Below are 26,602 nucleotides of genomic sequence, written 5' to 3' on the forward strand. Positions count from 1 at the left end.
CACCCGACCATGGCCGGCATCCCTCTCGCAGTTCTCGACCTCGTCCCGATCCCGTCCGGCTCCACCGCCGCGGAAGCGCTGCGCAACACCATCGACCTCGCCCAGCAGGCCGAGCGGTTCGACTACACCCGCTACTGGTTCGCCGAGCACCACCTCAACCCTGGCGTTGCCGGGACATCGCCCGCCGTCGTCCTGGCCCTGACCGCCTCGGCGACCTCCACGATCAGGATCGGCTCCGGGGCCGTACAGCTCGGTCATCGCACCGCACTTTCCACGGTCGAGGAGTTCGGACTGATCGACGCCCTGCACCCCGGGCGACTCGACCTGGGCCTCGGCCGTTCGGGAGGACGTCCCTCCGGGCAGACCGCAGGCCCTCGTACGACCACGATCCCCGTCCTCGACGGCCGCGCGCCCAACGGGCTGAGGATTCCGCCACGTTTCTCCTTCGAGCACCTGATCGGTTCACCCCGTTTCCTGCTCCAACAGCAGCTCCTGCACCAGCCCGGCGCCCGACCCCAGGACTACGGTGAGCAGGTCGACGACATACTCGCGCTCCTGCGCGGCGAGTACCGTTCCGCGGACGGGATCGAAGCGCATGCGATCCCCGGCGAGGGCGCTGAGGTGCAGGTGTGGATCCTCGGCAGCAGTGGCGGAGAGAGTGCCGGCGTCGCAGGGCGCAACGGCTTGCGTTTCGCGGCCAATTACCACGTCAGCCCGGCCACCGTGCTGGAGGCCGCCGAGGGCTATCGTGCCGCTTTCCTGCCATCGGACCATCTGGACAAGCCCTTTGTCAGCGTCTCCGCCGACGTTGTCGTCGCCGAGGACGACCACACAGCTCGGGAACTGGCCACCGGCTACGGGCCGTGGGTTCGCAGCATCCGCACGGCCGAGGGCGCCATTCCCTATCCGACCCCGGAGCAGGCCCGCGCTCAGGCTTGGAGCGAAGCGGACCGGGCACTCGTCGCCGACCGTGTCGACACCCAGTTCGTCGGCTCCCCGGGGCGCGTCGCCGACCAGCTCGAGCAACTGCAGGAAGCCACCGGCGCCGACGAGCTGATCATCACCACCATCACCCACGACCACGCCGACCGGGTGCGCTCCTACCGACTCCTCGCGGAGGAGTGGCAACGCCGTTGAGCCGTACGGGCCTCGACGTGGCGCTGTCGACGTCAGGAGCCGGGCACCGACAGCCTGAGCTGCGGTCCGAGCCGGTCCATGTCGTCCGGGCCGTCCTACCGGCCCAGGGTGCGGAGGCCCTCATGGCCTCCGCACCCCGTCCTCTACTGGCCGGTCCTCGGCAGGCCGGGCGGGTTGATCTCCGACTTCGTCACGGCTTCGCTCGACAGGCCCCAGCGCTTCAGCACCGCGGCGTATGTGCCGTTGCCGATGACCTCGTTGAGCGCGGCGGCCAGTGGCTCTGCCAGGCCCCTGTCCTTCTTGGCGGTGGCCGCGATCAGGCCCTGGAGCGTGGCGCCGGCGCCGGAGTGGGTGCCGGCGATCTCGGTCTTGCCGGCCGACGCGACATGGTAGGCCGCGGTCGGGTTGGGCCCGAGGAACAGCTCGATGCGCCCGGACTCGAGGGCGAGGTAGGTGTCGGACGGTGCCTTGTAGTACTTGATGTCCACCGGTTCGAGGCCCGCCCGCTCGGCCTGCTTGCTCCAATCCACCAGAATCTTCTCCTGGTTGGTGCCGCTGTCCACGGCGACCGTCCTGCCCGCGACGTCCTTGTAGCCGGCGATCTTGAGTCCGCTGCCCTTCTTCGCCTGGAAGGCGAGATCGTCCTTGCGGTAGGTGGCGAAGTCGTACTTCTCCTTGCGCTCCTCGGTGACGGTGACGTTGCTGAAGGCCACGTCGTACTTGGCGCTGTCCAGGCCGACGAAGATGTTCTCCCAGGAGACCGGGGTGTAGTCGGGCTTGAGACCGAGGACGTTCGAGACCAGGTGGGCGATGTCGAGCTCAGCGCCGATGCGGGTCTTGTCATCGGTCGCGTAGAAGCCCAGTGGTGGCGAACTGTCGGCGGATCCGACGATCCTCAGCGTGCCTCTCTTGCGGATCTCCCCGGGCACCTGTGCGGCTATGGCGCCGACCTTGTCCGTGGTGACGCGTTTCTGGTCCGGGCTGTTGTTGATCTTCGTGGTGGTGCCGCCAGACGCGTCGCCGGGGTTCGCGACGTCGGTCGTACCGCCGTCGGTGGGGTTGGCGCAGGCGCTGAGGACGAGTGCGGCGGCGAGTCCGATGACGGCTGCGGCGGAGCGGCGAGTGGGCACGGGTGTTCTCCTTCGGGAAAGCGGGACGGGATGGCGGTCGGTCAGAGGACCTTGGAGAGGAAGGCGCGGGTGCGCGCGTGCTGCGGGTCGTCCAGGACGGTCGCGGGAGGCCCCTGCTCCACGACGACTCCGGCGTCCATGAACACCACGGTGTCGGCGACCTCGCGGGCGAAGCCGATCTCATGGGTCACGACGATCATGGTGGTACCGGTGCGGGCCAGGTCCTTGATGACGTCGAGGACTTCGCCGACCAGCTCCGGGTCGAGCGCCGAAGTGGGCTCGTCGAAGAGGAGCACCTTGGGTTCGAGGGCGAGCGCACGGGCGATGGCCACGCGCTGCTGCTGCCCTCCGGACAGCTGCCGCGGATAGGTCTCGGCCTTGTCGGACAGCCCGACCCGTTCCAGCAGCCGGCGGGCCGTCTTCTCCGCTTCCCTGCGTGGGCGGCGCAACGCGGAGACCGGGGCCTCGACGATGTTGTCCAGCACGGTGAGGTGGGGGAACAGATGGAAGTTCTGGAAGACGAACCCGATGTGGGTGCGCTGCTTCAGAACGTCCTTCTCCTTGAGTTCGTGCAGCTTGCCGCCCGAGCGGCGGTAGCCGATGAGCTCACCGTCGATGCTGATCCAGCCGCGGTTGACCTTCTCCAGGTGGTTGATGGTGCGCAGCAGGGTGGACTTCCCCGAGCCGGAGGGCCCGAGGATCACGGTGACCTCGCCGGTGCGGACGAGCAGGTCGACGCCACGCAGCACTTCCAGCGGCCCGAAGCTCTTGTGGACGCCGCGGACGTCGACCATCACGTCGCTCATGGGTTCTCCTTCGTGGTACGGAGCCCGGCGAGACCCGCCCGGCCCACGGGTACGCGTCCGCCGCGTTGCGCGGCAGCGGCGCGCAGGTTCCGTACGAAGCGCCGGGCGCGCTGCAACGGGGTGGGCGGCGGGGTGCGGTTGGCGCCGCGGGCGTAGCGGCGCTCCACGTAGTACTGGGCGACGGAGAGCACCGAGGTGAGGACCACGTACCAGGCCGTGGCGACCATCAGCAGGGGGATCACCCGTCCGTTGCGGCCGTAGACCACCTGCACCTGGTAGAAGAGCTCGCCGATGGCCATGACGTACACCACCGAAGTGCCCTTGAGCAGGCCGATGATCTCGTTGCCCGCGGTGGGCAGGATGGCGCGCATGGCCTGCGGCAGGACGATCCGCCGGATCTGACGCAGCCGGGGAATGCCGAGCGAGGCGGCGGCTTCCAGCTGTCCGTGGTCGACCGAGATGACGCCTCCGCGGACGATCTCGGCGGCGTACGCGGCCTGATGGAGCGACAGTCCGATCAGGGCGGCGCCGATCGTCCCGATCAGGCTGTTGCTGTCCACGGACCAGAAGACCGGGCCGAAAGGGATGCCGACGCCCAGCTCCTTGTAGAGGGCGCCCAGGTTGAACCAGAACACCAGCTGGACGATCATCGGGATGGACCGGAAGATCCAGACGTAGGTCCAGGCCACGGTCTGCAGTACCGGACTGCGCGACAGTCGCATGAAGGCCAGCACGGTGCCGAGGACGAAGCCGAGCACCGTGGCGTAGGCGGTGAGCTGGAGGGTCACCAGCACTGCCTGGACGATGGTCTCGGACAGGACGTAGTCGCTGAAGACGCCCCACTCCCAGACCGGGTTGGTGACCAGGCCGTGCACGAACTGGGCGATCAGTACGGTCACGGCGGCGGCCGCGGCCCAGCGGGCGTAGTGGCGGGCGGAGACGACCTTCAGCGTGGCCGGGTCGTGGGAGGCGGGCGGGGCTTGGTGGCCGGCGCCTGGGCCGGTGACGGTCGCGCCGGGGGGCGCGGGGTCGGTGGTGAGTCCCATCGTGGTTTCCTGCTCAACTCTCAGCGGTGCTCGGGCGGATTGATCCGCGATGCGTCGATCGCGGAGGCTTTGGTGCCCCACTTCTGCAGGATCCGGGCGTAGGTGCCGTCCTTGATCAACTGATTGACCGCGGCCTGGAAGGCTGGGGTGAGCGGTGAGCCCTTCTTGAAGGCGAAGCCGACGTCGAGGCGGTGGTACTCGCCGAGGAAGGTGGTCCGCGCCTCGGGCTGAGCGGCCTGGTGGCGCAGGCCGTTGATGGTGGACATGACGACGTCGATCCGGCCCTGCTGGAGGGCGGTGGTGACGGCTCCGTTCTCCGAGTAGACCTTGACGTCGTAGGGCTTCTTGCCGGCCTTCGCGCACACGCCCTTCTGCGCGGTGAGGGTCCTCTCGAACGTCGTGCCCGCGCCGGTGCCGATGGTCAGTCCGCACAGCTGGGTGAGGTCGCCGACGCGCTTCTTCAGCACGGTGCTGCCCGTCCGGACGGCGAAGCCCTGCCCGTCGTTGATGTAGGTGACGAAGTCGATGGTCTTGAGGCGTTCGGCGGTGACGCCGAAGTTGCCGGTGCCGACGTCGTACTTGCCGCTGCCGAGTGCGGGCAGGATCGTCTCGAAGGAGGCGTCCTGACGATTCGCCTTCACGCCGAGGACCTTGGCGACCGCGTCGGCGACGTCGATGTCCTGGCCGGCGGGCGGCTTGTCCTGACCGTTCGGGTAGTACGCCCCGGGCGGGCTTCCGATGGAGCTGCCGATCCTGATGGTGCCGCCCTTGCGCACGTCGGCGGGGAGGAGGGCGGCGACGGAGTCCACGGCGCGTACGCCGGCGACCGGGTCATCGGACGGCGCGGCCGGGGCACGGGCACCCGCGGGGGAAGGCGCGCCGTCGCCGGAGCCGCAGGCGGTCAGCCCGAGGAGCGGCAGCAACGCCAGGGCCAGGGCCGTGCTTCGCGGGCGGGTGGTCCGGGGGAGATTCACAGCTCGGAGGCCTTTCCGGTGCGCCGCTCGGCGGTGAGGGACTTCCCGTCGGCAGTGGGGGAGTTGCGGACACCTGTGACGGACTGCTCGTCCGCGCTGAGGCGCGCCCGGGAGACGGCGAGGTGCTTTTCGAAGGGGAGCGGGCCGATGGTCTCCGGGTCGGCCTGCGTGTCGAACAGCGGTGTGTAGCCGGCGGCCAGGTAGAGGCCGCGGGCCTCGGGCTGGCGTGGCCCGGTGGTGAGATAGATCCGCCGGTACTCGCGGTCGCCCGCCTCGCGCTCCAACGCGGCGACGACTCTGCGGGCCAGACCCCGTCGGCGGTGGGCCGAGTGTGTCCACATCCGCTTCAGCTCGGCCGTCGTCCCGTCGTAGCGCCGGAAGGCACCGCCCGCGACGGGCTCCCCCTCTTCCAGGAGCAGGAGAAACACGCCGCCGTGCGCAGGGGTGAACTCCTCATCGGGGTAGCGGGCGAGTTCGGTGTGGGCGTCTCGGCCGTAGCGGGCGCTGTACTCGTCGCCGAGTTCGCGCAGCAGGGGTTTGACACGCGGGTCGGAGACCGGGACGCGGATGACAGTGAACCCGGGGAGGGGCGTGTGTGCGGTGGAGGTCATTCACCCACCGCCGCGAGAGTTTGCGGGCCGCGTGCCGCACGCTGGGCGTCACGTTTGGCGACCTCTTCGCGGACGAGGGGGATCACGTGCCGGCCGAAGTCGATGGCATCGCCCAGCAGGTCGTAGCCGCGGGCGGAGAGGATGTCGACGCCGAGGTCGTAGTAGTCGAGGAGTGCCTGGGCGACGGTTTCCGGAGTGCCGACCAGAGCGTTGGAGTTGCCCGCGCCGCCGGTCGCCGCGGCGGTGGGGGTCCACAGTGCTCGGTCGTAGCGTTCACCCGCCTCGGCGATGGCGATCAGCCGCTGAGAGCCGGCGTTCTCCGGGGCTTGGCTGCGATGGTGGCGTACGAGGCCGCTCTCGCGTCGCTGCCTGATCGCGGTGACGGTGCGATGGGCCTTCTCCCAGGCCAGCTCCTCGGTCGGGGCGATGATCGGGCGGAACGCGACCTGGATGCGCGGCACTTCGGTGCGGCCCGCTGCCTTCGCGGCCGCCTTCACCGCCTCGATCTGCTCGGCGGTCTTCTCCAGCGGCTCACCCCACAGGCAGTAGATGTCGGCCTCGGCGCCTCCGGCCGCGTAAGCGGCGGGCGAGGACCCGCCGAACGAGACGTTCGGGCGCGGCTGCTGGACGGGGAAGACATCGCTGACGAAGTCATGGAAGCGGTAGTGCTCGCCCTCGTGGTCGAAGGGTTCGTGTGTGGTCCAGATCTTCTTGACGATCTGGATGTACTCGCGGGTGCGGGCGTAACGCTCGTTCTTGGTGAGTGTGTCGCCCTCGCGGCCCTGCTCGTGGTCGTTGCCGCCGGTGATGAAGTGGACCGCCAGCCTGCCCTCGCTGATCCGGTCGAGGGTGGCGAAGGTCTTGGCGGCGAAGGTGGGGTACGAGACGTTGGGCCGGTGGGCGAGCAGGATCTGGAGGCGGTCCAGTCTGCCGGCGATGTACGCGGCTGCGGGGGCGGGGTCCGGGGACCCGGAGCCGTAGGCGAACAGCACCCGGTCCCAGCCGTGGTCCTCGTGAGCGCGGGCCAGCCGGAGCGTGTACTCCTTGTCGAAGGCGGCGCCGGAGCGCGCGGTGGTTTCGGAGCCGTCGTTGGTGGCGGCTATGCCGAGGAATTCCACGGGCATGGAAGTGGCCTTTCGAAGGGCGGCGTTCGCGCGGGGACGAACCCGAAGCCGAACGGTGCGAGGCGCCACCGTGCATGAAGGATCGTCAGATGGGCGCGTGAGACGTGTCAGGGGAACTGCCGCCGACAGCTACGGGCGTGACGACGCCGGCGTCGGCAGGTGCAGGAGGGAAGGCAGCGCGTGTCCGGATTCGCGGCACCATGTCCGGAAGCGGACCGACGTCCGCGCGGAGCGGTGAAGCGAGGGAGCAACTCGGCCCGCGACGGGGATCACCGAGGGAGGGAAGGGCCGGTCAGACAGCCCGCTGCCGAGTCAGCCGCAACACGCTGCGGACCACACCCGACCGAAGTCGATGTGGTCGCGCGAGACCAAGCGCTGCTGGGCGTTCATGCGACCAATTGAGCAGTACGGGATGCTCCCCGTCAAGGAGCGGACCGGATGCCGGACGCCCTCGGCCATTGGTTTCACACGCGGTTGACACAGCCGCACCACCGGCACATACGATCGAAGGCGGATCGGCCCTGCCGTGCGCGGTAGCCGCTCCGGCCGCGTTGAGGGACGCGGCGAGCGTGACGACACCCGGCCCCGGCCGCACCGGACCAGGGCAGCGTCTGCGGCGCTGCCTTGCGCGTGCCACCGGGTGGACACATCCACGCCCGCGATCCCTTTCCAGGAGAGCCTCCTGATGGTCACGTCCTTCGATGTCACCGACCCTGCCTCGGCACCCGACACCGGTTCCGCCTCTGCGGAGAGGAGTCGGGAGACGCCCGGCCCACCCGGGCCCGATCCGGGCACGGGTGGCGGTCCGGAGCTGCCGCCGATCGTGCCGCGCCGGCACGTGGGCCGTCTGCTCGCCGCTGCCGCGGCGCTGCTGGCCTTCCTGACGGTGCTGAGTTCCGTCATCCGCAACGACGCCTTCCAATGGGACGTCGTCCTGCGGTACTTCACCACGTCCGCCGTTCTCGACGGCCTGCTGCTGACACTGTGGCTGACCGCCGCGGTGATGGTGCTCGGCTTTGTGCTCGGCACCACGCTGGCCGTGATGCGGCTCTCGGCCAACCCGGTGCTGCGTACGCTGAGTTGGGGCTATGTGTGGATCTTCCGGTCCACCCCTCTGCTGGTGCAGTTGCTGTTCTGGTTCAACATCGGCGCTCTGTATCCGACGCTCGGCCTCGGTATTCCGTACGGACCACAACTCGTCACCATTGAGACGGTGAACCTGCTCGGCCCTGTCCTCACCGCCGTCATCGGACTGACGCTGCACGAGGCTGCCTACGCCGCCGAGGTGGTACGCGGCGGCATTCTCTCCGTGGAGTCGGGCCAGACCGAGGCCGCGCAGGCGCTCGGCCTGAGCCGAGGTCGCACGCTGCGGCGGATCGTCATCCCGCAGGCGATGCGCTCCATCGTGCCGACCGCCGGGAACATGCTGATCGGCACGCTCAAGGGCACCAGCATCGTGAGCGTGCTGGCGGTACATGACCTGCTCTACTCGGCGCAGTTGATCTACAACCAGACGTACCAGGTCATTCCGTTGTTGATGGTGGCCACGCTCTGGTACGTCACCGTCACCACCGTGCTGAGTGCGGGCCAGTACTACGTGGAGCGGTACTACGCGCGCGGCACTTCCCGCGCCCTGCCGCCCACGCCGCCGCAGCGGTTGCGCATCCACCTGGCGGCCATGCGCGCCCGGTTGCACGCGCTCGCAGCGCCCGACGCCGTCACCGCGTCCAAGGGTGACCGATGAGCCCCGCGTCGGCCACGGCCGGTCGGCCGTCGTCGGTGCGGGGCCCGGTGGGACCACGTGCAGCCGTCGCCTATGTCGAGAGTCGGAGCCGCCCTCTGCGGCAACCGGCGGTCACGATGCGGCGTCCGTGGTTTCGTCGGGGAGGAAAAGATCCTCGATCGGTTCGCCGAATACGGCGGCGATCTTGAATGCGAGTGGCAAGCTCGGGTCGTAGCGGCCGGTTTCGATGGCGTAGATCGTTTGTCGGGAGACGTCGAGGCGGTCAGCGAGGTCGGTCTGGCTCCAACGGCGCGCTGCCCGCAGTTCCCTGAGCCGGTTCCTCATCGGGTCCGCGGGGTCTTGAACAGCAGGGCCGCGATCCAGATCAGGATGCTTCCGATGAAGCTGATCTGGATCAACTGCCGCAGGTCGCCCACCCCGACAGCCTGCAGCAGCCCGACGGCGTAGATCGCCATGGTCAGAACCCCGAACCCGATCGCCAGGGCTTCCAGTTGGCAGCGTCGCTGGTACTCGTCGGCGCGGCGCAGGCTCCTGACCACGGCCCGGACGATCCACCACCCCGGGGCGAGGTACAGCAGGGACCAGAACACTTCCCATGAGCCCGCCGAACCGAAGAGCTCGAACTCCGAGATCAGGCTGAGCAGCACAAGGGCGACGACCGCCGGCAACCAGTCAAGGAACAGGGCGCGGGCGCGGACCATGTCGCTGCGGCTATCGCGGTTCTCCGGCGATTTCTCCATGGGAAGAAGGTAAAGGTAGCTTGTCATCATGTCAAGCATCCTTGTCACCTCGACAAGGTCGGTTGACGTTCTGGCGCCAATGCGGCCAAGACGTCACGAGGGGCGGTGGCGCGTTCGTCCAGCGCTGCGGCGGTGGTGAGGGGGACCGGCCGGGGGCTGATCGCCGAGGACGCGTCCACGCGGGGGAGTGCCGGCCATGCCGACGGGTCGACCGCGCCGGTACAGCCGCGGGCGGACTGCTCGACCGCAATTTCCATTCCCCGAGGGGTGGGCCGAGGTCCGACATGACGGGTATCGAGGGTGGAACTAGTCTGTTGTCGTGGGGTGGTATTGAGAAGTTTGCCGAGTTTCTGCTTCCGATCTCGGCCGCACATCTCCGAGCCCCGAGTGCGCCCCTGAGGATGTGGCTGCATCAGGCCGCTTGGTCACGCTCCGCGGCCGAGGGATTGCCCGGCGACCGTGCGGCGCACCTCAGGCTTCCCCGGCAGGCCGGGCATCGCGGGGATGAAACCAGCGCACCGCGTCGCATCACGGCGAGGAGTTCTCCCATGCCTGCAGGAATAGAACCGTTCACGTTCGACTACCCGGATACGGCACTGGAGGACCTTCGGTCACGTATCCGGGCGGCACGCTGGCCGGACAGGGAGACGGTGGACGATCAGTCGCAGGGCACACAACTCGCCACGATTCAGCAACTCGCGCGCTACTGGGCCGCCGACTACGACTGGCGCAACGTCGAGGCGAAGCTGAAGGCTCAGCCGCACTTCACCACCGAGATCGACGGTCTGGACATTCACTTCATCCACGTCCGCTCGAAGCATGAGAATGCGCTGCCGCTCATCCTCACCCACGGATGGCCCGGCTCGATCATCCAGACGCTGAACATCATCGGCCCTCTTACCGATCCCACGGCCCACGGTGGGGACGCGTCGGACGCCTTCCACCTGGTACTTCCGTCGATTCCCGGATACGGATTCTCGGGGAAGCCGACATCGACCGGCTGGGGGCCCGAGCGCATCGCGCGCGCCTGGGCAGAACTGATGAAGCGCCTGGGATACACCCACTACACAGCACAGGGCGGCGACTGGGGCGCGATCATCACGGACCTGATGGGTGCGCAGGCCCCTCCCGGACTGGCCGGCATACACACCAACATGGCAGGCGCAGTCCCTACCGACATCGACCAAGCCCTCGCTGCCGGCAGGCCGCTTCCGATCGGCATCCCGGATCCCACGGCGGACGAGCAGCGCGCCATCGATCAGCTGATCTTCCTGTACTCACATGCTTACTACGCCTACACCATGGCGACGCTCCCGCAGTCGCTGACCGCACTGGCAGACTCGCCCGTGGGGCTTGCGGCCTTCATGCTCGACCCCGGGGTGGAGCTGATCACTCGGGCGTACGGGGGAGAGTCCGACATCCTGACGCGGGACGATGTACTCGACAACATCACGTTCTACTGGCTGACGAACACGGCCATCTCCGCAGCTCGCCTCTACGCGGAAAACACATCCCCCTTCCTTGCCGTCAAGGGCGTTGACCTCCCGGCTGCGGTGAGTGTCTTTCCCGACGAGCTCTACACACCTCCGAAAAGCTGGGCGCAGCAGGCCTACCCCAACCTCGTCCACTACAACAGGCTCCCCGCAGGCGGGCACTTTCCCGCCTGGGAGCAGCCGGAACTCTTCGTCGACGAGGTGCGCACCGGCCTTCGTCCCCTTCGGGCGACGGCCGCAGGCACTGCTCGATCTTGAGAGGAACAGGTGCGGGACGCTGATCGTCGGCAGTTCGGAGAGGCCTCGACCGTCCGTGCAGGTCAGCAGGAGGTCAGCAGGACAATGGTGCAGAGACCCTCGGGCTGTGACGGACCGGGGGCCTCGCCGTCCGCCCCGGGACATGATGCGCGTGAGGGGCCTGAGGCGGCACAGCTCACGCGAAGCTGCGCCAGCACTTTCCTCATGGCGAACAGTTGTGGGGCGAAGGTGCCGTGCTTTTCGTGCGGTCGCTCACATACGTATGACTTAGCTGAGAGGCGATGCCGCTGAGAAAAGCTGTGCGCGCGAAGTGACGCCCAGCTTGGTGAATATGTTGCCGATATGCCATTCGACCGTGCGTGGGCTGATGAACAGTTTACCGGCGATCTCGCTGTTGGTGTGCCCGGCTTTGACGAGTCGCGCGATCTGGGTCTCCTGGCCGGTCAGCTTGACCTCGGTGCCAGCCGTCCGTTTGCGTGCGTGTTCTCCGGTCGACTTGAGTTCTCTGTGGGCGCGTTCGGCGAAACCGGCTGCTCCTATTCGACTGAAATTCTCGTAGGCGAGGCGGAGGTGTGTGCGGCTTTCCTGGCGACGGTTCTCGCGACGCAACCACTCGCCGTAGAGCAAGTGAGCACGATCCAGGTGCACGGCGATCCTGCATCGTCCGAGACGCTGGATCGCTTCCTGATAGAGGTCATCCGCAGCCTGGCCGGTGCTCAGCAGGGCGCGAGAACAGGCCTGCGCGCCCAGTGCCCACTCGGTGCCGCTGGCGTTCGTACGTGCGGTGAGCTTTTCCAGCGCCTCTGCGGCAGCCCCCGGCTGCCCGCTGCGGGCGGCAGCCTCGATCAGTTCGATCAGTGCCCACCCGAAGAATCCGAGGTCTTCGTACTGGCATGCGCTTGTCGCGGCTTCCAGCGCAGTGTCATATTTGCCAGTGCCGTTGTACAGCAAAGCTGTCGAGTATTTGGCCAGACCGAGAATGCGGCCCTCACCTCGGTCATGCGCCTCGCGTATGCTGGAGTTGATCAGCTCCAGCATGGCGGACTCCTGTGCTCTCCAAGCGCCGAGCACCAGCAAGGTGTACACCATGGGTGGGCTGTTCGTCGCCTCCGAGATTGTTTTCGCCTCGTCGATCTCGAATTCCGCAAGATTGAATTCTCCGGCATGCACGTGGAAACAAGCCTGGTAGTTCAGAGCCATGGGGAGAACGGAAAGAGCTCCTGCATCGCGGGCGATCTCGACGGCGCTGTCTGCCATCTCGCACCACGCGCCGTCGTCCCACAGCTCCGGTGCGAATGGCTCGGGGGTCAAAGGGCAACCGAGCCACAGCCAGCGACTGCCTTCCAACACGCCCTCCTTCTGCTCCTGCCGGACGATGCGCAGGGCATGCCAAAGGGCGTCGACGCTGGCGGAGAAGCCATCGATGATCAGAGAGGCAATGCTGTCCAGGAGGACATCAACGGTCCGTACCTTCTGCGGCATCAGTTCGGCGCGGGCCGCCGCAGCAACTTCATGATGCGTGGGCTGCTCGGTGAGCCGGCCGGCGAAGACCGCTGCGCCGGCGGCTTCCAGCAGAGTGTCACGAGCGAGGTCGGGGTCGAGGGGCGCCAGGCGGTGTGCGGCGTCGAGCAGAAGACGGGGAGCGTCACTGCCCCGGACCTGCGAGAACACCAGACTCGCTCGCAACCGCTCGAGACGAGCGCGCTGCAGGGCGTCCAGAGGTCCGGCCTCGGCGATCGCCAGCATGTCGTAAGCCTGGTCGGGCCCGCCCGCATCGATCCCGGCCTGTGCGGCGGCCAGCGCGCGAGTGACGCGCCGTGCGGGGTCGGATGTCATTTCGGTCGATCGCCGCAGGAACGATGCTGCTGCTGCAGCACCTCCCCTGTCTTGAGCCCGGCCGGCCGACTCCTCCAAGTCGGTGGCAATGCTCTCGTCCGGCCACGCAGCGGCACGCGCGCGATGCCACGCCCTGCGGTCCGGGTCATGGGCGTCCGTGGCCTGTGCCAGAGCCCGATGGGCCGTCCTGCGATCCGGTGCGGACATCCTTTGGTAAATGACCGAGCGGACCAAGGGATGGCGGAAACGCACCCGGGTCCGGAAATCGACCAGCCCGGCCGCGTCCGCCGGCGCTGCTGCGTCCACCGGTATGTTCTGCAGGGCGATCGCGCGAAACAACAGGCACACGTCTCCGGTGGGCTCCGCGGCGGCGGTCTGCAGAAGGCGCTGGCTGTTCTCCGGAAGTGATCGGAACTGCTGATGAAACGCGTTCTCGAGGTAACTTGTCAGCGGGCGGCTGCCCGGAAGCCAGAAGCCTCCCGCCAGCTCAGCCGGCTCCAGAGTGTGCGGTAGGTACAGCAAGGCCATGGGGTTGCCGCGAGCCTCGGCAACGATCCGGTCTCGTACCAGGGGGTCGAGCCGCACGCTCACGGCAGCGGCGAGCAAGGCGCGAGCGTCGCGTTCGCTCAGACCCTTGACCACCATCTCCGGTAGACCGGCCAAATCGCGGTCGGAAGGCGTCCGAAGAGCGAAGATCAAAGCTACGGGTTCCGCTTTCAAGCGCCTGGCGACGAAGGACAACACTTCAACGGAGCCCTCGTCGATCCATTGCGCGTCATCGATAAGGCACACCAACGGGTGGTCCTCAGTGATGCTGGCCAGGAGACCGAGGACGGCCAGTCCGACCAGGAATCGATTAGGGGTTTTGCCCTCCCGCAGTCCGAACGCGACGGACAGGGCCTCGCTCTGCGGGTCAGGCAGCTCGTGCAGTCTTCCCAGCATGGGCGCGCACACCAGTTGGAGAGTGGCGAACGGAAGTTCCATCTCCGATTCGATGCCTGCGACGTCGATCGTGCGGAACCCCACGGCCCGGCCGGCCGCGTACTCCAGCAGGGCGGTTTTCCCGATGCCGGCCTCGCCGCGAAGAACCAACACTGCACTGTGTCCGGTCCGAGCTGTATCCAGTACCTGATCCAGCGCGGTCAGCTGGTCGAACCGACCCCACAGCCCGCCCTGTGATCGGGCGGCGAACTTGGTCATAGGAAGCGATCTTCCCGATCGGTTGGTGCGTTTCTGAGCGCTGATCGCCTGGAGACTTGCGGCGCCTCCAGTCGCGATAACGCAACGCGCAACTCAAGACCATCAAATTTACCATGTTCGTCCCGTTTTGCTGATGACGGGCGTGACCCGGAGCCCGGGACAACGTCCCGTGATAAGCGGCTCTCTGCCCACGGCTCATGCGGTTTGCACGGCAGGCAGCGCCAAGCCCCGTACTCACCCCGGGCAAACCCCGGGGTGATGCCAGTGCCTCCCCGGGGGCGACGAGCACACGTCCTGGGTGAGACTCGGGACCTCATCGAGTAGGTACCTCTGACGGGAGGAATTCCCCATGTCTGTCACTTCCGAAAGGGCGGCGATCCGGCCGTTCACGGTAGATTTTCCGGATGCGGACTTCGCTGACCTTCGAAAGCGCATCGCAGCCACGCGCTGGCCCGAGAAGGAAACTGTCGCCGATCAGTCGCAGGGACCGCAGCTCGCGACTGTTCAGGAAATCATCCGCTACTGGGGCGAGGATTACGACTTCGGCAGGGTCAAGGCGAAGGTAGGCGCCTACCCGAACTTCGTCACCGAGATCGACGGCCTGGACATTCACTTCATCCACGTGCGTTCGTCACACGAGGGTGCTCTGCCGATCCTGGTCACGCACGGGTGGCCCGGATCGGTCGTCGAACAGCTGAAGATCATCGAACCGCTCACCGACCCGACAGCGCACGGTGGCAATGCGTCGGACGCCTTCGACGTGGTGATTCCGTCGATGCCGGGATACGGCTTCTCCGGCAAGCCGACCGCCAAGGGCTGGGGGCCGGACCGTATTGCACGAGCCTGGGCCGAGCTGATGAAGCGCCTCGGCTACACCCGGTATGTGGCGCAGGGTGGCGACTGGGGTGCGGTCGTCACCGACGTCATGGCTCTGCAGGCGCCTGAGGGATTGGTCGGCATCCACACCAACATGCCGGGCGTAGTCCCCCCTGCCATTGACCAGGCGCTCGCCACCAGCCAGCCGCTGCCGCCCGGCCTCCCGGAGCTCACGGAGGAGGAGCAGCGCGCAGTCGGCCAGCTGACCTTTGTGTATGCGCACGTCTTCTACGCGTACATCATGGCTTCACGTCCCCAGGTTCTGACCGGCCTCGCGGATTCGCCGGCGTTCCTGGCTGCCTTCCTGGCCGACCACGACAGAGACAGCCTGGCGATGATCACTCGTTCATTCGCCGGTCAGCCTGAAGGCCTGACGCGGGACGACTTCCTCGACAACGTCACGCTCTTCTGGCTGACGAACACCGGGGTTTCGTCAGGACGTCTCTACGCGGAGAACACGTTCCCCTTCTTCGGTGCCAAGGGTGTCACCCTTCCGGTCGCTGTGAGCGTCTTCCCCGAGGAGCTGTACGAGTCCCCTCGTACCTGGGCAGAGCAGGCTTACCCCAACCTCATCCACTACAACCGGCTCCCCAAGGGCGGACACTTTGCGGCCTGGGAACAGCCGGAGTTGTTCGTGAATGAGCTGCGCACCGGGCTCCGGTCGCTTCGCAGCTGACGGCCTATGCGATCAAGGCCTGCACTGCGGCCGAGTAGATCGAATCCGATCTACTCGGCCGCACATGTCACGGATACCAACACTCCAGCCTTTGTGAGGTATTGATATTCATGTCGTACGACATCCAAAAGACGGACGAGCAATGGCGAGCGGAGTTGAAGCCTGAGGAGTACAGGGTCCTGCGCCGCGCGCACACCGAGACGCCCTTCACGGGCGAGTACACCGACACCAAGACGGAGGGCGTCTACTCGTGCCGCGCCTGCGGTGCCGAACTCTTCACCTCCAAGGAGAAGTTCGACTCCCGGTGCGGCTGGCCCTCCTTCTTCGATCCGAAGGATTCCGACGCCGTCGAGCTGGCCGAGGACCGGTCGTACGGCATGGTGCAGACCGAGGTCCGGTGTGCCCGCTGTGGATCTCACCTTGGGCATGTGTTCGAGGGTGAGGGGTTTCCGACCCCGACCGACCAGCGGTACTGCATCAACAGCATCTCTCTTCGTCTGAAGCCCGACGGAGCTGATGTGGGGCCCTCGCGGACCACGCCGAACGGAGCGGCTGACGACGTTTCACCCACCTGAGGCGTCAGTCCCTTGCCCAGCTATGAACCCGTTGCCTCGAAGATCACGGGAGTGTGACTGGCTTCGGCTCACACGATGAGCAACCTCTGACAGGCGAATGACCGGCAAACGCTCGATCGGGCAGCACGGCCCGACGGTAGCCAACCCGCGAGTAGACCCGGAGACCGATCGTCGAGTCAGATGTTCATCGTCGTGGCACCGCGGCGCCGGGAACACTCCGGTGGGCCGCCTCGTTTACGTCACGCCCCCTGCTGCGAACCGTGAACCGAGGGACTGTCTTGCCCGATACCTCGTCTACCGTCACCGTGCCCCCTCTCCCGCCGCTTGCCGCCCAGGCAGAACGGCTGATCGAGCTCGGAGTGCACGAGCTCGCGGGGATACCCGCCGACGAGATGCGCATGTTCGCCGCCGACGCCGGCCGCGGAGACGACGGTGCACTGCTCGCCGTCCACCCCGACCATGCGCCTGCCTCCGCCCTTGCGCCGCTGCTCCGCCGCGACGGCAAGCCCGGCTTCGTCGTCACCGACATGCCCGACGTCGACCGCTTCACCCCCTGCACCGTCGAACTGCCCGGCGCTTCTCTCTACCTCGTCACAGGCCTCGACCGCGGCGATCACATGGCCAACTGGAGCCCCGAGGAGGCACTGCCCGCCCTCACCAAAGACGACCGCACTCCGCTGCTGCTCACCGAAGGCATCCATTGGGTGCTCCAGCAGCCGGCGGCGCTCGAGCGCAACCGCTGCTTCATGACCATCGGCTCACGGCTGCGCAAGGCCAACGGCGCCCTGGATGCCCGCACTCCGGCGATCTGGATCAGCAACGGCACGGGACGAGACGGCGGCGACCGGCGCAACGCCCCGAAGGTCGGCTGGTGCTGGTGGGGCAATCGCCACACCTGGCTGGGCTTCGCCTCAGCAACGAACCGCAGGGCTCAGTAGGACGTGATCGCCCAGCTGTTCACCTTGTCGTGCGGCCCGGCCTGCCCTGCCGCAATCCGGCACTGACGGCGAGTGATGCGAACGAGCGCGAGCAGTGGATGCCGCCACCGCATCGCCGATCAGGGCCGCACCAGATGGTGCAGCGCACGTCGGGCCAACGGCGCGTAGGCCGCAACGACGAGGAGGGGGCCTTCGATGCGCAGCTCCGTTGTGGTGGCTGAGCCCTTGCATGGGCGCACCGCGTGCCACAACTGCATGCGGACCGGTCCCGTCTGCACGCGCCAGCTCCACGTGCGTTCTTCGTGGTCGACGGCCGTTACCACGAACCGCACTGCCGGCCCCGCCTTGGGAAGCAGCCGGCCCCGCATTCCGGCGCGCAGTTCCGGTTCGGTGTCAACGGACCGGATCTGCGGGGCCCAGGTGGGCCACAGAGCCGGCTGCACATAGCGCTGCCATACGGTCTCTGGCGGCGCGGCGCCCCGCACCCGCAATGTGAACCTCACCCCTCCAAGGTGCCTGTGAGCGGGAGCGTGCGCCACTGCAGCGGCCGCGACGTCACAGAGCTCGGAGGCACTCGCTTCGAAAGGCTCACGCCCCGCTAAGGGCTGTCCCGTAATCCCCGGTGGACCAGCGCGCGGCGTCAGATGCGGTGCATCGCAAGGCGAAGGGTCGTCCTCATACTGGGCGTATTCGGGCGATCCGACAACGCAGCGAGGTGCCGTAGATGTCGTCGTGCGCCCGCCGGGGATTACGGGACAGCCCTTAGGAGACCGCTGTCCTCGTAGCCAATGCCGCCCGCTCCGATTCGGCCAGGAGTATGCAGAACTCGTTGCCTTCCGGGTCGGCGAGAACGACCCAGCCCCAGCCGTCGGGCTTGCGGTGATCGGCGACCAGTGAGGCGCCCAGCGTCAGCAGGCGCTCGACCTCTGCGTCCCGTGACGTGTCCGGGCGCAGGCACAGATGGAGCCTGTTCTTGGTCGACTTCGGCTCGGGAACCTCGTTGAAGTGCAAGGCGGGGCCGCCGGGCAGCATGATCTCCGTCTCGTCGGCACCCGGTTCGTCCTCGGGGTCCAGCGGGTGTCCGGTCACATCGCTCCAGAACCGCGCCAGTCGGTAGGCGTTCGCACAGTCGATCGCTAGGTTCGTCACCGTTGAAGGCATGCGCGCGATCATGTCGGGCCGGCGCCCCGCCCGCCACCGAAAATTTCTGGCGCCTCGATGCCAGACGCCGCCGTCCTCGCGTCTGCTGATCTTCGGAGCCACCCTGATGTCGCCGGGGCCGATGTCAGAGAGCCGGTCGTCGGAGATGCTGGGACGCGCGGCGAGCACGCCGTGTCGCGGCTCGGGTACACCGAATGGTGAAAGTGATCAGCCAGGGGTTCCCTGGGAGTCCATGGCGTCTGTCGTGAATGCTGCGGCTCCCAGGGTGAGAACGCCATCGGAAAGGGGTGTGCAGCGCACGCCGCCCTTACCTCTCAGTGCCCGCTGGGCACCGTCTCCGATGGTGGTGTTCATCCAGGCACACGGCCGCGCCGCGCTGTTGACTGCCAGCAGGACCGGGCCGCTGCCGCTGTCCAAGGAGACCGTCGAGCCCACATACGCATCGATGTCCACCCCTCGGAGGAGCACGTTCCGACGCGTCTGCCGAAGGTCGACTGTCGCATTGATATCTGTCGGAAGATTCTCCTCTGCCATGAGCGTAATGGCGGCGCGGCGGTGCGCCGGATGACCGAAGTACCGGTCGCCGACGATCCCCAGATTCCGTCGTACGGTGACAGCCTCGACCAGCTCGTCTTCGTGTGCCGCAGCCGGACCGTCGGCCGGCCGTCCCATATAGCGATGGGTCGGTGACAACAAGAGCTGAACCACTTCCACCATGGTCATGCGGTTCACTTTACGGTGGGTCGAAGACCCCGGCACGAACTGCCGCTTCGACGTGACACTCTCCGCGGCCGGGTCCTGATCGGCCGGAACAACTGTCGGGGAGCGCCCCCGCCCGGTGGCGGGCGAGGGCGGCGACCGCGGAACCAACAGGGGTGGCTGACGGTCAGCGCGCAGAGAATCTGTGCACCGTCGTGGAGCGGTAGGTGTCGCCAGGCCGCAGGACCGTGGACGGGAAGGACGGCTGGTTGGGGGAGTCCGGGAAGTGCTGGGTCTCCAGACACAGGGCGTCGCCCTGGCGGTGGATGGTGCCGCCCGAGCCGACCAGCGTTCCGTCCAGGAAGTTGCCGGAGTAGAACTGCAGGCCGGGCTCGGTCGTCGCGATGTCCAGGACGCGGCCCGAAGCCGGGTCGCGCAGTGTGGCGATCTGCTGGGGCACGTTCGTGTTGCCCTTGTCCAGAACCCAGTTGTGGTCGAACCCCTGGCCGTACAGCAGCTGCTCGTGCGCTACCCGGATGTCCTCGCCTACGGTCTTGGGCCGGCGGTAGTCGAAGGGCGTGCCCGCGACCTTCGCCAGTGCGCCGGTGGGGATGAGCCCGGAGTCAACCGGGGTGTACCGGGAGGCGCCGATGCTCAGCTCGTGGTCGTAGACCGATCCGCCGTCCTCTCCCGCCAGGTTCCAGTAGACGTGGCTGGTGAGGTTGACGACCGTGGCCTTGTCGGTGGTGGCCGCGTAGTCGACGCGCCAATCGCCCCGCCGGGTCAGGGTGTACCTCACCTTGACCCTGAGGGTTCCGGGGTATCCCATCTCTCCGTCGATGCTGGTGTAGTGGAGAACCAGGCCGATGTCGGAGCCGGAGGTGAAGCTCTCGACGTCCCATCCCCGCTTGTCGAAGCCCTTGGACCCGCCGTGCAGGCTGTTCTCGCCGTCGTTGACTGACACCTGGTACGCCTTGCCGTCCAGGCTGAACTTTCCCCTGGCGATGCGGTTGCCGTAGCGGCCGATGAGTGCGCCGAAGTACGGGCTGGAGGCGACGTACTCCTCGAGGGAATCGAAGCCCAGCGAGACGTTCTTGTACCGGCCGTGCCGGTCGGGTATCTCCAGGGACTGCACGATGCCGCCGTACGACAGCACCTTCAGCCGGGTGCCGCCGTTGGCCAGCAACCATCGGTAGACCTTCGTACCGTCGGCGAGCTTGCCGAACAGCTCCCTCTCGGGCTGTCCCCCCTCCGAACCGTGGGGGTGGGCGTGTGCAGTTGTGGTGCCGGTCGTGGTCGCGGCGAGTCCCGCGGCGGCCGCTGCCATCACAGTGCGTCTACTCGTCTTCATCTGCGGCTCCGGTAAGGGGTGGATACTTCCTGGGAGTTCTACGAACCGACCTTGCGCTTGTTCCACACGTCGAAGCCGACCGCCGCGAGCAGGACCAGGCCCTTGATGACCTGCTGCCAGTCCGTGCCGACGCCGACGAGGTTCATGCCGTTGTTGAGCACACCGAGGACCAGGCCGCCGATGATCGCGCCCAGGACGGTGCCGACGCCGCCGCTCATGGAGGCGCCGCCGATGAACGCGGCGGCGATCGCCTCGAGCTCGAAGTTGGTGCCGGCCTTGGGGGAGGCAGCGTTGAAGCGAGCCGCGAAGATCAGGCCGGCGAGGGCGGCCAGCATGCCCATGTTCAAGAAGACCAGGAAGGTGACCTTCTTGTCCCTGACGCCGGAGAGCTTGGCCGCGGGCAGGTTGCCGCCGATCGCGTAGACATGGCGTCCGACGACGGCGTTGCGCATCACGTAGCCGAAGCCGACGACCAGGATGGCCAGGATCAGCAGCACCACGGGCGCGCCCTTGTAGCTGGCGAGCATCAGGGTCACTGTCAGCGCGGCGGCGACCAGTGCGATCAGCTTGAGCGCGAACAGTTTCGCGGGCGGCACCTCCAGAGCGAACTCCTGTTGCCGCCTTCGGTCGCGCACCTCCTGAATGATGACGAACGTGATCAGGACGAAGCCGAGCAGCAGGGTGAGATTGTGGTAGTTGCTGTCCGGGCCGAACTCCGGCAGGAAGCCGTTGGAGATGGTCTGCAGTCCCTTGGGGAAGGGGCCGAGTGTCTGGCCCTTGAGGACGATCTCGGTCACGCCGCGGAAAAGCAGCATCCCTGCCAACGTGACGATGAAGGAGGGTATCCCCAGATACGCGATGAAGAAGCCCTGCATCGCGCCCGCGGCCGCGCCGAGGACCAGGCACAGGACGACCGCGATCGGCCAGGCGACATGGTGCTGCACCATCAGTACGGCCGCGACCGCGCCCACGCAGGCCGTGAGCGAGCCGACCGACAGGTCGATGTGGCCCGAGATGATGACGAGCATCATGCCGATCGCGAGGATCAGGATGTAGCTGTTCTGCAGCACCAGGTTGGAGACATTGCGGGGCAGCAGCAGGTCGCCGCCCGTCCACACCGTGAACAGTGCCACGATCAGGCCGAGCGCGATCAGCATGCCGTATTGCCGCATATTGCGGCGCAGCCCTTCGAGGACCAGACCCAGCAGGCCGCCGCCTTCTGCCTTGCCGCGATTCTTGCCGTCACCGGACGGGAGCGGGGCGTCCGCCGGCGACTCGGCCGTCAGATTCGTACTCATCCTGCTACCTCTTGTCCTTCGTCATCCGACGCATCAGCAATTCCTGCGTGGCCTCCGCCCGCGGCAGCTCACCGGTCAGCCGGCCGGCGGACATCGTGTAGATGCGGTCGCACATGCCGAGCAGTTCGGGGAGTTCCGAGGAGATGAAGACGACGGCCTTGCCCTGGGCGGCGAGCTTGTCGATCACCGTGTAGATCTCATATTTGGCACCCACGTCGATGCCGCGGGTCGGCTCGTCGAGGATCAGCACGTCCGGGCCTGCGAAGATCCATTTGCTGAGGACGACCTTCTGCTGATTGCCGCCCGACAGCTTTCCGACCGACTCGGCGACCGTCGGTGCCTTGATGTTCATGCTCTTGCGGTAGCCCTCGGCGACCTGCCGCTCCGCGTGCTCGTCGACGATGCCGCGCCGCGCGACCTTGCCGAGCGCGCTGAGCGAGATGTTGCGGGCGATCGTGTCGATGAGGTGGAGCCCGTAGTGCTTGCGGTCCTCGGTGACATAGGCGATCCCGTGCCGGACCGCCTCGGAGACGGTCTTGGTGCGGATCTCTTTGCCGTCCTTGAGGACCGTGCCGCCCCCGTAGCGCCCGTACGTGCGGCCGAAGACGCTCATCGCGAGTTCGGTGCGGCCCGCCCCCATGAGTCCGGCGATTCCCACGATCTCGCCACGGCGCACATTCAGCGTGACGTTGTCGACGACCTTGCGGTACCGGTCGATCGGGTGATGCACCGTCCAGCCTCGGATCTCCAGGGCCGGTGACGCGTCCTGTTCGGGCTGGTGCGGGGTACGTTCGGGGAAGCGGTGGTCGAGGTCGCGGCCGACCATGCCGCTGATGATCCGCTCCTCGGTGGTCTCCGTAGCCTTCACGTCCAGCGTCTCGATGGAGCGCCCGTCGCGGATGATGGTCACGGAGTCGGCAACCCGTGCGATCTCGTTCAGCTTGTGCGAGATGATGATCGAGGCGATGCCGTGGTTCTTCAACTCCAGGATCAGATCGAGGAGTTTGCCGCTGTCCTCGTCGTTCAGCGCCGCTGTCGGCTCATCGAGGATCAGCAGTTTCACCTTCTTGGAGAGCGCCTTCGCGATCTCCACGAGCTGCTGTTTGCCCACGCCGATGTCGGCGACCCGGGTCTGTGGATTCTCGTCGAGGCCGACCCGGCGCAGCAGTTCGGAGGCGTGCCGCAGTGTCTCCTCCCAGCTGATCACGCCGCGGGTGGCGTGTTCGTTGCCGAGGAAGATGTTCTCCGCGATGGAGAGATAGGGCACCAGGGCGAGCTCCTGATGGATGATGACGATGCCGCGTTGCTCGCTCGCCCTGATGTCCTTGAACCGGCACGGCTCGCCCTGAAAGAGAATGTCTCCTTCGTAGGTGCCGTGCGGATGGACGCCGGAGAGGACTTTCACGAGGGTCGACTTACCGGCGCCGTTCTCCCCGCAGATGGCATGGACTTCGCCCGAGCGGACGGTCAGGGTGACGTCCGAGAGCGCCCTGACGCCGGGAAAGGTCTTGATGATCGAGCGCATTTCCAGGACGGGTCCCGCCATGGTCGTGCCTTTCTCTGTCGCTGATGGGGGTGTCGATGGCGGCTCTCCCCGGCTCGGGCGCGAAGCCCGGAGCGCGGGGAAGGTCGACTGCGGCGGCTACTTGAGGTCGCTCTCCTTGTAGTAGCCGGTGTCGATCAGCTCCTTGGAGTAGTTCTTCTTGTCCACGCTGACCGGGTTGAGCAGATAGGCGGGGACGACCTTCGCGCCGTTGTTGTACGAGGTGGTGTCGTTGGTCTCGGGCTTGTCGCCCTTCAGCGCGGCGTCGACCATGCCCGTGGCGACCTTGGCGAGCTGGCGCAGGTCCTTGTAGACGGTCTGCCGCTGCTCGCCCGCGATGATCGACTTCACGGAGGCGACCTCGGCGTCCTGGCCGGTGACGACCGGCCACGGCTTGGTCTTGGTGCCGTAGCTGTCGCCGCGGAGCGCGGAGAGAATGCCGATGGAGATGCCGTCGTACGGCGAGAGCACCGCGTCCACGCGCTTGGAGCCCCCGTAGGAGGAGGTCAGCAGGTCGTCCATGCGCCGCTGGGCCGTGCCGCCGTCCCAGCGCAGAGTGGTGACCTGGTTGAGCTTGGTCTGCCGGGACTGGACGACGAGCTGCTTCTTGTCGATGTACGGCTGCAGTACCTTCATCGCGCCGCTGAAGAAGTACCGTGTGTTGTTGTCGTCGTTGGAGCCGGCGAACAGCTCGATGTTGAACGGGCCCTTCTTTCCCCTGTCCAGGCCGAGTTGCTCGATGATGTATGTGCCCTGCAGCCTGCCGACCTTCTCGTTGTCGAAGGACGCGTAGTAGTCGACGTGTGCCGAGTTGAGAATCAGGCGGTCGTAGGAGATCACAGGGATCTTGGCGTCGGCAGCTTGCTGGAGCACGTTGTCCAGGGACTTGTTGTCGATGGCCGCGATGACCAGGGCGTCCACACCCTGCGTGATCATGTTCTCGATCTGTGAGACCTGCTGGTCCGGGTCGTCCTCGCCGAAGACGAGCTTCGTCTTGTATCCCTTGGCCTTGAGATCCTTGACGACGTTGTTGCCGTCGGAGATCCAGCGCTCGGACGACTTGGTCGGCATCGCGATGCCGATCGTGGCGTCCTTGGGGTCCCTTTTCTCCTCGCTGCCGCCCGAGCCGTCCTGGCCGCAGGCGGTGAGCGAGAGGCTGAGGGTGAAGCAGGCTGCGGTGATTGCCGCGGTACGTATGCGCATGATCAGGAGTCCTTGTCGGTCGCGTGGCCTGGGGCGGTGTCGACGGGGGTGGTCGTGCTGAAGCGGTTCAGCGCGCCGGGCAGGCGGGAGCCGAGCGGTGACATGCCACCGTCCGCTCCGTGCCGGGCCAGCAGATCGAGGGCAAGGCGGCCACGGCGGACGCGCTCGCGGGCAGTGTCGAGTGTGAGGTCGCGCAGGTGTGCCCCGTAGGGGTAGATCCCGGACGTCTTCGAAAGACCGAACTTCAGATACAGCGGTGCGCCGCGCCGGATCAGCTCGGCGATCTCGTACATCCGCACATAGCCGCCCAGGTCGTCCGGCGCCTCGACGTACAGGTCCATGGGTGCGGCGGAGACTCGGCGGATCTCGGTGAGGTGAGCGAGTGTGAGGTCGGAGGGGACGTTGAGCGAGTCCGCGCCGAGCTGCTCGTACACGGCGTACGAGGCGGGGTTGACGGGTCCGATGAGTGCGGAGACCTTGAGCGTGGTGTCGCTCGGTACGACGCCCGCGAGGCGTGCGCGATGCAGCGTCCAGAGCACGCCCTCGTCCGCCACGAGCAGGCAGGTGACGCCCAACTCCGTTGCGCGTACGGCGTCTTCGACGCAGCCCGCAAGTGCGTCGTGCCCGCGGGCGCGCAGCCCGGCGCCGCGTGAGTCGGTGCGGACGGAGGCGCCGGTGTCCCAGGTGCCGCGGGGACCGGTGAACAGGCAGAGCTCGATGTTGCGCTCTCCGGCCCCCTCGACCATCTCGGTGATCTCGCTGTCGGACAGCATCCAGACGCCGCTGCCCTGGCTGATCCGGTGGATCGGCACGTCGAGGCGTGAACTTTCCTTGAGGACGACGGACAGTGCCTCGGGGCCTTCGACCGAGGGAATCTCGGTGCGCCAGGTGCCGCCGTCGGGGAAGGAGTGCGCGGAGGTGTCGGCCAGGTCCAGGGCGGGCACGGCGTGGCCGATGTCGGCCAGGGCGTCGGCGCCTGGGCGACGGGGTGAGGACGGGGCGTTCACGGGACTCCCATGTTCGAAATATCGGACGACGTTCGAGTTGGTGGGCGTACGGCGGGATGCGGTCTGTCAGGCGGCTGCGTACCGCCGTACGGTCTGAGGCCGGTCCTTCGCGAGGCGCATTGGGCGCGGGCTCAGGGGCGGAGCAGCACCTTCCCGGTCTTCGGGTCGGCGCCGCCGACGAGTGCGATGGCCTCGTCGAACCGCTCGAGCGGGAACTCGTGGGTGATCAGTGGTGCGGGATCGAGCAGTCCGAGGCCGAAGGCCCGTACCGCATCGGACCATGCGGACGAGGGGGCCCCGAAAACGCTGCGGATCTCCAGTTGACTCAGCGAGAGATGTACCGGGTCGATACCGGTGGCTCCCGGTGAGAACATCCCGGTGAGCACCACCCGGCCGCCCCGGCGTGCCAGGAGGCAGGACGATGCGGCCGTGGTGGGCGCCCCCGCGGTCTCGACGACCAGGTCGAAGCGGCCCTGCGCCCCGGCCTCGGCTGCGCCCGGCGACAGACCCTCGGTCGCACCGAACTGCCGTGCCTGTTCCCCGCGTTCGGTCCGCGGATCGATCACGGTCAACTCGGCGGGCGAGCAAGCGGCAAGCAGCTGGACCGCGAGCAGCCCGAGGGTACCCGCGCCGACCACGGCGATCCGCTCACCCGGGGTCGGGCGCCCGGCCCGCACCGCCGCGGCGATCACCGCTGCGGGCTCGAGGAGGGCTGCGGCCCGTAGATCGGCGTCGTCGTCGAGCAGGTGCAGCAGGCGTGCGGGCACGGTGATCCAGTCGGCGAACGCGCCCGGTTCGGTGAATCCGGTCTCGGCGTACCCGCCGGTGCACAGGCTCGTTTCTCCGCACCGGCAGCGCGCGCAGACCGCGCAAGCGCGGAAGCCTTCGGCCACCGTCTTGCGGCCGACGAGTGTGGGATTGACGCCCTCGCCGACCGCCTCGAGGATCCCGGACCACTCGTGCCCGGGGGTCACGGGATAGGTGACATAGGCGGCGTCACGGTGCCCGTCGTAGACCTCGCGGTCGCTCATACAGATGCCGGCGGCTGCGACCCGAACCAGGACATCGCCCGGCCCGGGTACCGGCAACTCGCCGTGTATCAGGCGGTGTTCACCAGGCCGCTCGATGACCAGGGAACGGTTGACCCCGTCAGGGGAGCGGTCGGTCCCGCGGTCG

24 protein-coding genes are annotated in these 26,602 nt (G+C 67.3%); 6 read left to right on the top strand and 18 right to left on the bottom strand.

What is annotated here, in order from left to right; all coding sequences use genetic code 11:
• Nucleotides 1–9 precede the first annotated feature (9 nt).
• A complete protein-coding gene (locus RPQ07_RS35825) occupies nucleotides 10–1,137 on the top strand; it encodes an LLM class flavin-dependent oxidoreductase (RefSeq protein ID WP_313948435.1) in 1,128 nt (375 codons plus the stop codon).
• Nucleotides 1,138–1,280: 143 nt separating this feature from the next.
• On the opposite strand, the gene RPQ07_RS35830 is transcribed toward RPQ07_RS35825, so the two are convergent.
• The 6 genes from RPQ07_RS35830 to RPQ07_RS35855 are packed head-to-tail and all read right to left on the bottom strand — an operon-like array spanning nucleotide 1,281 to nucleotide 6,828.
• On the bottom strand, nucleotides 1,281–2,267 hold the full coding sequence (locus RPQ07_RS35830; protein WP_313948436.1) for an ABC transporter substrate-binding protein: 987 nt from the start codon (nucleotides 2,265–2,267) through the stop codon (nucleotides 1,281–1,283).
• A 41-nt stretch (nucleotides 2,268–2,308) separates the two neighbouring features.
• Complete coding sequence (locus RPQ07_RS35835; protein WP_313948437.1) at nucleotides 2,309–3,073, bottom strand: amino acid ABC transporter ATP-binding protein; 765 nt, start codon at nucleotides 3,071–3,073, stop codon at nucleotides 2,309–2,311.
• A complete protein-coding gene (locus tag RPQ07_RS35840; RefSeq protein WP_313948438.1) occupies nucleotides 3,070–4,119 on the bottom strand; it encodes an amino acid ABC transporter permease in 1,050 nt (349 codons plus the stop codon). Before RPQ07_RS35840 ends, RPQ07_RS35835 begins: the two co-directional genes overlap by 4 nt.
• Nucleotides 4,120–4,139: 20 nt before the next feature.
• Complete coding sequence (locus RPQ07_RS35845; RefSeq protein WP_313948439.1) at nucleotides 4,140–5,093, bottom strand: ABC transporter substrate-binding protein; 954 nt, start codon at nucleotides 5,091–5,093, stop codon at nucleotides 4,140–4,142.
• On the bottom strand, nucleotides 5,090–5,704 hold the full coding sequence (locus RPQ07_RS35850; protein ID WP_313948440.1) for a GNAT family N-acetyltransferase: 615 nt from the start codon (nucleotides 5,702–5,704) through the stop codon (nucleotides 5,090–5,092). Before RPQ07_RS35850 ends, RPQ07_RS35845 begins: the two co-directional genes overlap by 4 nt.
• Complete coding sequence (locus RPQ07_RS35855) at nucleotides 5,701–6,828, bottom strand: LLM class flavin-dependent oxidoreductase (protein ID WP_313948441.1); 1,128 nt, start codon at nucleotides 6,826–6,828, stop codon at nucleotides 5,701–5,703. Before RPQ07_RS35855 ends, RPQ07_RS35850 begins: the two co-directional genes overlap by 4 nt.
• 685 nt (nucleotides 6,829–7,513) lie before the next feature.
• Between RPQ07_RS35855 and RPQ07_RS35860 the strand changes: the two genes are divergently transcribed.
• Nucleotides 7,514–8,572, top strand: coding sequence for an amino acid ABC transporter permease (locus tag RPQ07_RS35860; RefSeq protein WP_313948442.1), 1,059 nt, complete (start codon nucleotides 7,514–7,516; stop codon nucleotides 8,570–8,572).
• A gap of 111 nt (nucleotides 8,573–8,683) precedes the next feature.
• Here RPQ07_RS35860 and RPQ07_RS35865 read toward each other — a convergent pair whose 3' ends face one another.
• Nucleotides 8,684–8,896 carry a helix-turn-helix transcriptional regulator gene (locus RPQ07_RS35865; RefSeq protein WP_313948443.1) on the bottom strand — a complete coding sequence of 71 codons (213 nt, stop codon included), beginning with the start codon at nucleotides 8,894–8,896 and terminating at the stop codon, nucleotides 8,684–8,686.
• Nucleotides 8,893–9,312, bottom strand: coding sequence for a hypothetical protein (locus RPQ07_RS35870; RefSeq protein WP_313948444.1), 420 nt, complete (start codon nucleotides 9,310–9,312; stop codon nucleotides 8,893–8,895). Before RPQ07_RS35870 ends, RPQ07_RS35865 begins: the two co-directional genes overlap by 4 nt.
• A 548-nt stretch (nucleotides 9,313–9,860) precedes the next feature.
• Here RPQ07_RS35870 and RPQ07_RS35875 point away from each other — a divergent pair.
• Nucleotides 9,861–11,063, top strand: a complete 1,203-nt coding sequence (locus RPQ07_RS35875; protein ID WP_313948445.1) for an epoxide hydrolase — start codon at nucleotides 9,861–9,863, stop codon at nucleotides 11,061–11,063.
• A gap of 267 nt (nucleotides 11,064–11,330) precedes the next feature.
• On the opposite strand, the gene RPQ07_RS35880 is transcribed toward RPQ07_RS35875, so the two are convergent.
• A complete protein-coding gene (locus RPQ07_RS35880; protein ID WP_313948446.1) occupies nucleotides 11,331–14,099 on the bottom strand; it encodes a helix-turn-helix transcriptional regulator in 2,769 nt (922 codons plus the stop codon).
• A 349-nt stretch (nucleotides 14,100–14,448) separates the two neighbouring features.
• Between RPQ07_RS35880 and RPQ07_RS35885 the strand changes: the two genes are divergently transcribed.
• The 3 genes from RPQ07_RS35885 to RPQ07_RS35895 all read left to right on the top strand — a co-directional run bounded on the left by RPQ07_RS35885 (nucleotide 14,449) and on the right by RPQ07_RS35895 (nucleotide 17,164).
• The gene (locus tag RPQ07_RS35885; protein ID WP_313948447.1) at nucleotides 14,449–15,651 is read left to right on the top strand and encodes an epoxide hydrolase; all 1,203 of its coding nucleotides are present in this window, start codon (nucleotides 14,449–14,451) and stop codon (nucleotides 15,649–15,651) included.
• Nucleotides 15,652–15,761: 110 nt separating this feature from the next.
• Nucleotides 15,762–16,226, top strand: a complete 465-nt coding sequence (msrB, locus tag RPQ07_RS35890; protein WP_313948448.1) for a peptide-methionine (R)-S-oxide reductase MsrB — start codon at nucleotides 15,762–15,764, stop codon at nucleotides 16,224–16,226.
• Nucleotides 16,227–16,504: 278 nt separating this feature from the next.
• Nucleotides 16,505–17,164: a DUF5701 family protein gene (locus tag RPQ07_RS35895; protein WP_313948449.1), complete on the top strand. Its 660-nt coding sequence runs from the start codon at nucleotides 16,505–16,507 to the stop codon at nucleotides 17,162–17,164.
• A 119-nt stretch (nucleotides 17,165–17,283) separates the two neighbouring features.
• On the opposite strand, the gene RPQ07_RS35900 is transcribed toward RPQ07_RS35895, so the two are convergent.
• The 9 genes from RPQ07_RS35900 to RPQ07_RS35940 all read right to left on the bottom strand — a co-directional run bounded on the left by RPQ07_RS35900 (nucleotide 17,284) and on the right by RPQ07_RS35940 (nucleotide 26,457).
• A complete protein-coding gene (locus RPQ07_RS35900; protein WP_313948450.1) occupies nucleotides 17,284–17,667 on the bottom strand; it encodes an SRPBCC family protein in 384 nt (127 codons plus the stop codon).
• Between the two features lie 259 nt (nucleotides 17,668–17,926).
• Entirely contained in the window at nucleotides 17,927–18,325 is a 399-nt protein-coding gene (locus RPQ07_RS35905; RefSeq protein WP_313948451.1) for a VOC family protein, read from the bottom strand.
• Between the two features lie 207 nt (nucleotides 18,326–18,532).
• The gene (locus tag RPQ07_RS35910; RefSeq protein ID WP_313948452.1) at nucleotides 18,533–19,048 is read right to left on the bottom strand and encodes a molybdenum cofactor biosysynthesis protein; all 516 of its coding nucleotides are present in this window, start codon (nucleotides 19,046–19,048) and stop codon (nucleotides 18,533–18,535) included.
• 163 nt (nucleotides 19,049–19,211) lie between these two features.
• On the bottom strand, nucleotides 19,212–20,375 hold the full coding sequence (locus RPQ07_RS35915; RefSeq protein ID WP_313948454.1) for an aldose epimerase family protein: 1,164 nt from the start codon (nucleotides 20,373–20,375) through the stop codon (nucleotides 19,212–19,214).
• 38 nt (nucleotides 20,376–20,413) lie between these two features.
• On the bottom strand, nucleotides 20,414–21,673 hold the full coding sequence (mmsB, locus tag RPQ07_RS35920; RefSeq protein ID WP_313948455.1) for a multiple monosaccharide ABC transporter permease: 1,260 nt from the start codon (nucleotides 21,671–21,673) through the stop codon (nucleotides 20,414–20,416).
• A 4-nt stretch (nucleotides 21,674–21,677) separates the two neighbouring features.
• Nucleotides 21,678–23,219: a multiple monosaccharide ABC transporter ATP-binding protein gene (gene mmsA / locus RPQ07_RS35925; RefSeq protein WP_313948456.1), complete on the bottom strand. Its 1,542-nt coding sequence runs from the start codon at nucleotides 23,217–23,219 to the stop codon at nucleotides 21,678–21,680.
• Between the two features lie 96 nt (nucleotides 23,220–23,315).
• Nucleotides 23,316–24,419 carry a multiple monosaccharide ABC transporter substrate-binding protein gene (chvE, locus tag RPQ07_RS35930; protein ID WP_313948457.1) on the bottom strand — a complete coding sequence of 368 codons (1,104 nt, stop codon included), beginning with the start codon at nucleotides 24,417–24,419 and terminating at the stop codon, nucleotides 23,316–23,318.
• Nucleotides 24,420–24,421: 2 nt separating this feature from the next.
• The gene (locus RPQ07_RS35935) at nucleotides 24,422–25,426 is read right to left on the bottom strand and encodes a hypothetical protein (RefSeq protein WP_313948458.1); all 1,005 of its coding nucleotides are present in this window, start codon (nucleotides 25,424–25,426) and stop codon (nucleotides 24,422–24,424) included.
• A gap of 131 nt (nucleotides 25,427–25,557) precedes the next feature.
• The gene (locus RPQ07_RS35940; RefSeq protein ID WP_413777809.1) at nucleotides 25,558–26,457 is read right to left on the bottom strand and encodes a zinc-dependent alcohol dehydrogenase; all 900 of its coding nucleotides are present in this window, start codon (nucleotides 26,455–26,457) and stop codon (nucleotides 25,558–25,560) included.
• Between the last annotated feature and the right edge of the window lie 145 nt (nucleotides 26,458–26,602).

The sequence above is a fragment of the Streptomyces sp. AM8-1-1 genome (assembly GCF_032229325.1).
GTDB classification, from domain to species: Bacteria; Actinomycetota; Actinomycetes; order Streptomycetales; family Streptomycetaceae; genus Streptomyces; species Streptomyces achmelvichensis.

What these genes read in the sequence shown, in the direction of transcription:
- RPQ07_RS35825 (WP_313948435.1), top strand. Translation starts at nt 10, where the DNA reads ATGGCCGGCATCCCTCTCGCAGTTCTCGACCTCGTCCCGATCCCGTCC.
- RPQ07_RS35835 (WP_313948437.1), bottom strand. Translation starts at nt 3,073, where the DNA reads ATGAGCGACGTGATGGTCGACGTCCGCGGCGTCCACAAGAGCTTCGGG.
- RPQ07_RS35840 (WP_313948438.1), bottom strand. Translation starts at nt 4,119, where the DNA reads ATGGGACTCACCACCGACCCCGCGCCCCCCGGCGCGACCGTCACCGGC.
- RPQ07_RS35850 (WP_313948440.1), bottom strand. Translation starts at nt 5,704, where the DNA reads ATGACCTCCACCGCACACACGCCCCTCCCCGGGTTCACTGTCATCCGC.
- RPQ07_RS35855 (WP_313948441.1), bottom strand. Translation starts at nt 6,828, where the DNA reads ATGCCCGTGGAATTCCTCGGCATAGCCGCCACCAACGACGGCTCCGAA.
- RPQ07_RS35860 (WP_313948442.1), top strand. Translation starts at nt 7,514, where the DNA reads ATGGTCACGTCCTTCGATGTCACCGACCCTGCCTCGGCACCCGACACC.
- RPQ07_RS35865 (WP_313948443.1), bottom strand. Translation starts at nt 8,896, where the DNA reads ATGAGGAACCGGCTCAGGGAACTGCGGGCAGCGCGCCGTTGGAGCCAG.
- RPQ07_RS35870 (WP_313948444.1), bottom strand. Translation starts at nt 9,312, where the DNA reads ATGGAGAAATCGCCGGAGAACCGCGATAGCCGCAGCGACATGGTCCGC.
- RPQ07_RS35875 (WP_313948445.1), top strand. Translation starts at nt 9,861, where the DNA reads ATGCCTGCAGGAATAGAACCGTTCACGTTCGACTACCCGGATACGGCA.
- RPQ07_RS35880 (WP_313948446.1), bottom strand. Translation starts at nt 14,099, where the DNA reads ATGACCAAGTTCGCCGCCCGATCACAGGGCGGGCTGTGGGGTCGGTTC.
- RPQ07_RS35885 (WP_313948447.1), top strand. Translation starts at nt 14,449, where the DNA reads ATGTCTGTCACTTCCGAAAGGGCGGCGATCCGGCCGTTCACGGTAGAT.
- msrB (WP_313948448.1), top strand. Translation starts at nt 15,762, where the DNA reads ATGTCGTACGACATCCAAAAGACGGACGAGCAATGGCGAGCGGAGTTG.
- RPQ07_RS35905 (WP_313948451.1), bottom strand. Translation starts at nt 18,325, where the DNA reads ATGCCTTCAACGGTGACGAACCTAGCGATCGACTGTGCGAACGCCTAC.
- RPQ07_RS35910 (WP_313948452.1), bottom strand. Translation starts at nt 19,048, where the DNA reads ATGACCATGGTGGAAGTGGTTCAGCTCTTGTTGTCACCGACCCATCGC.
- RPQ07_RS35915 (WP_313948454.1), bottom strand. Translation starts at nt 20,375, where the DNA reads ATGAAGACGAGTAGACGCACTGTGATGGCAGCGGCCGCCGCGGGACTC.
- mmsB (WP_313948455.1), bottom strand. Translation starts at nt 21,673, where the DNA reads ATGAGTACGAATCTGACGGCCGAGTCGCCGGCGGACGCCCCGCTCCCG.
- mmsA (WP_313948456.1), bottom strand. Translation starts at nt 23,219, where the DNA reads ATGGCGGGACCCGTCCTGGAAATGCGCTCGATCATCAAGACCTTTCCC.
- chvE (WP_313948457.1), bottom strand. Translation starts at nt 24,419, where the DNA reads ATGCGCATACGTACCGCGGCAATCACCGCAGCCTGCTTCACCCTCAGC.
- RPQ07_RS35940 (WP_413777809.1), bottom strand. Translation starts at nt 26,457, where the DNA reads ATGAGCGACCGCGAGGTCTACGACGGGCACCGTGACGCCGCCTATGTC.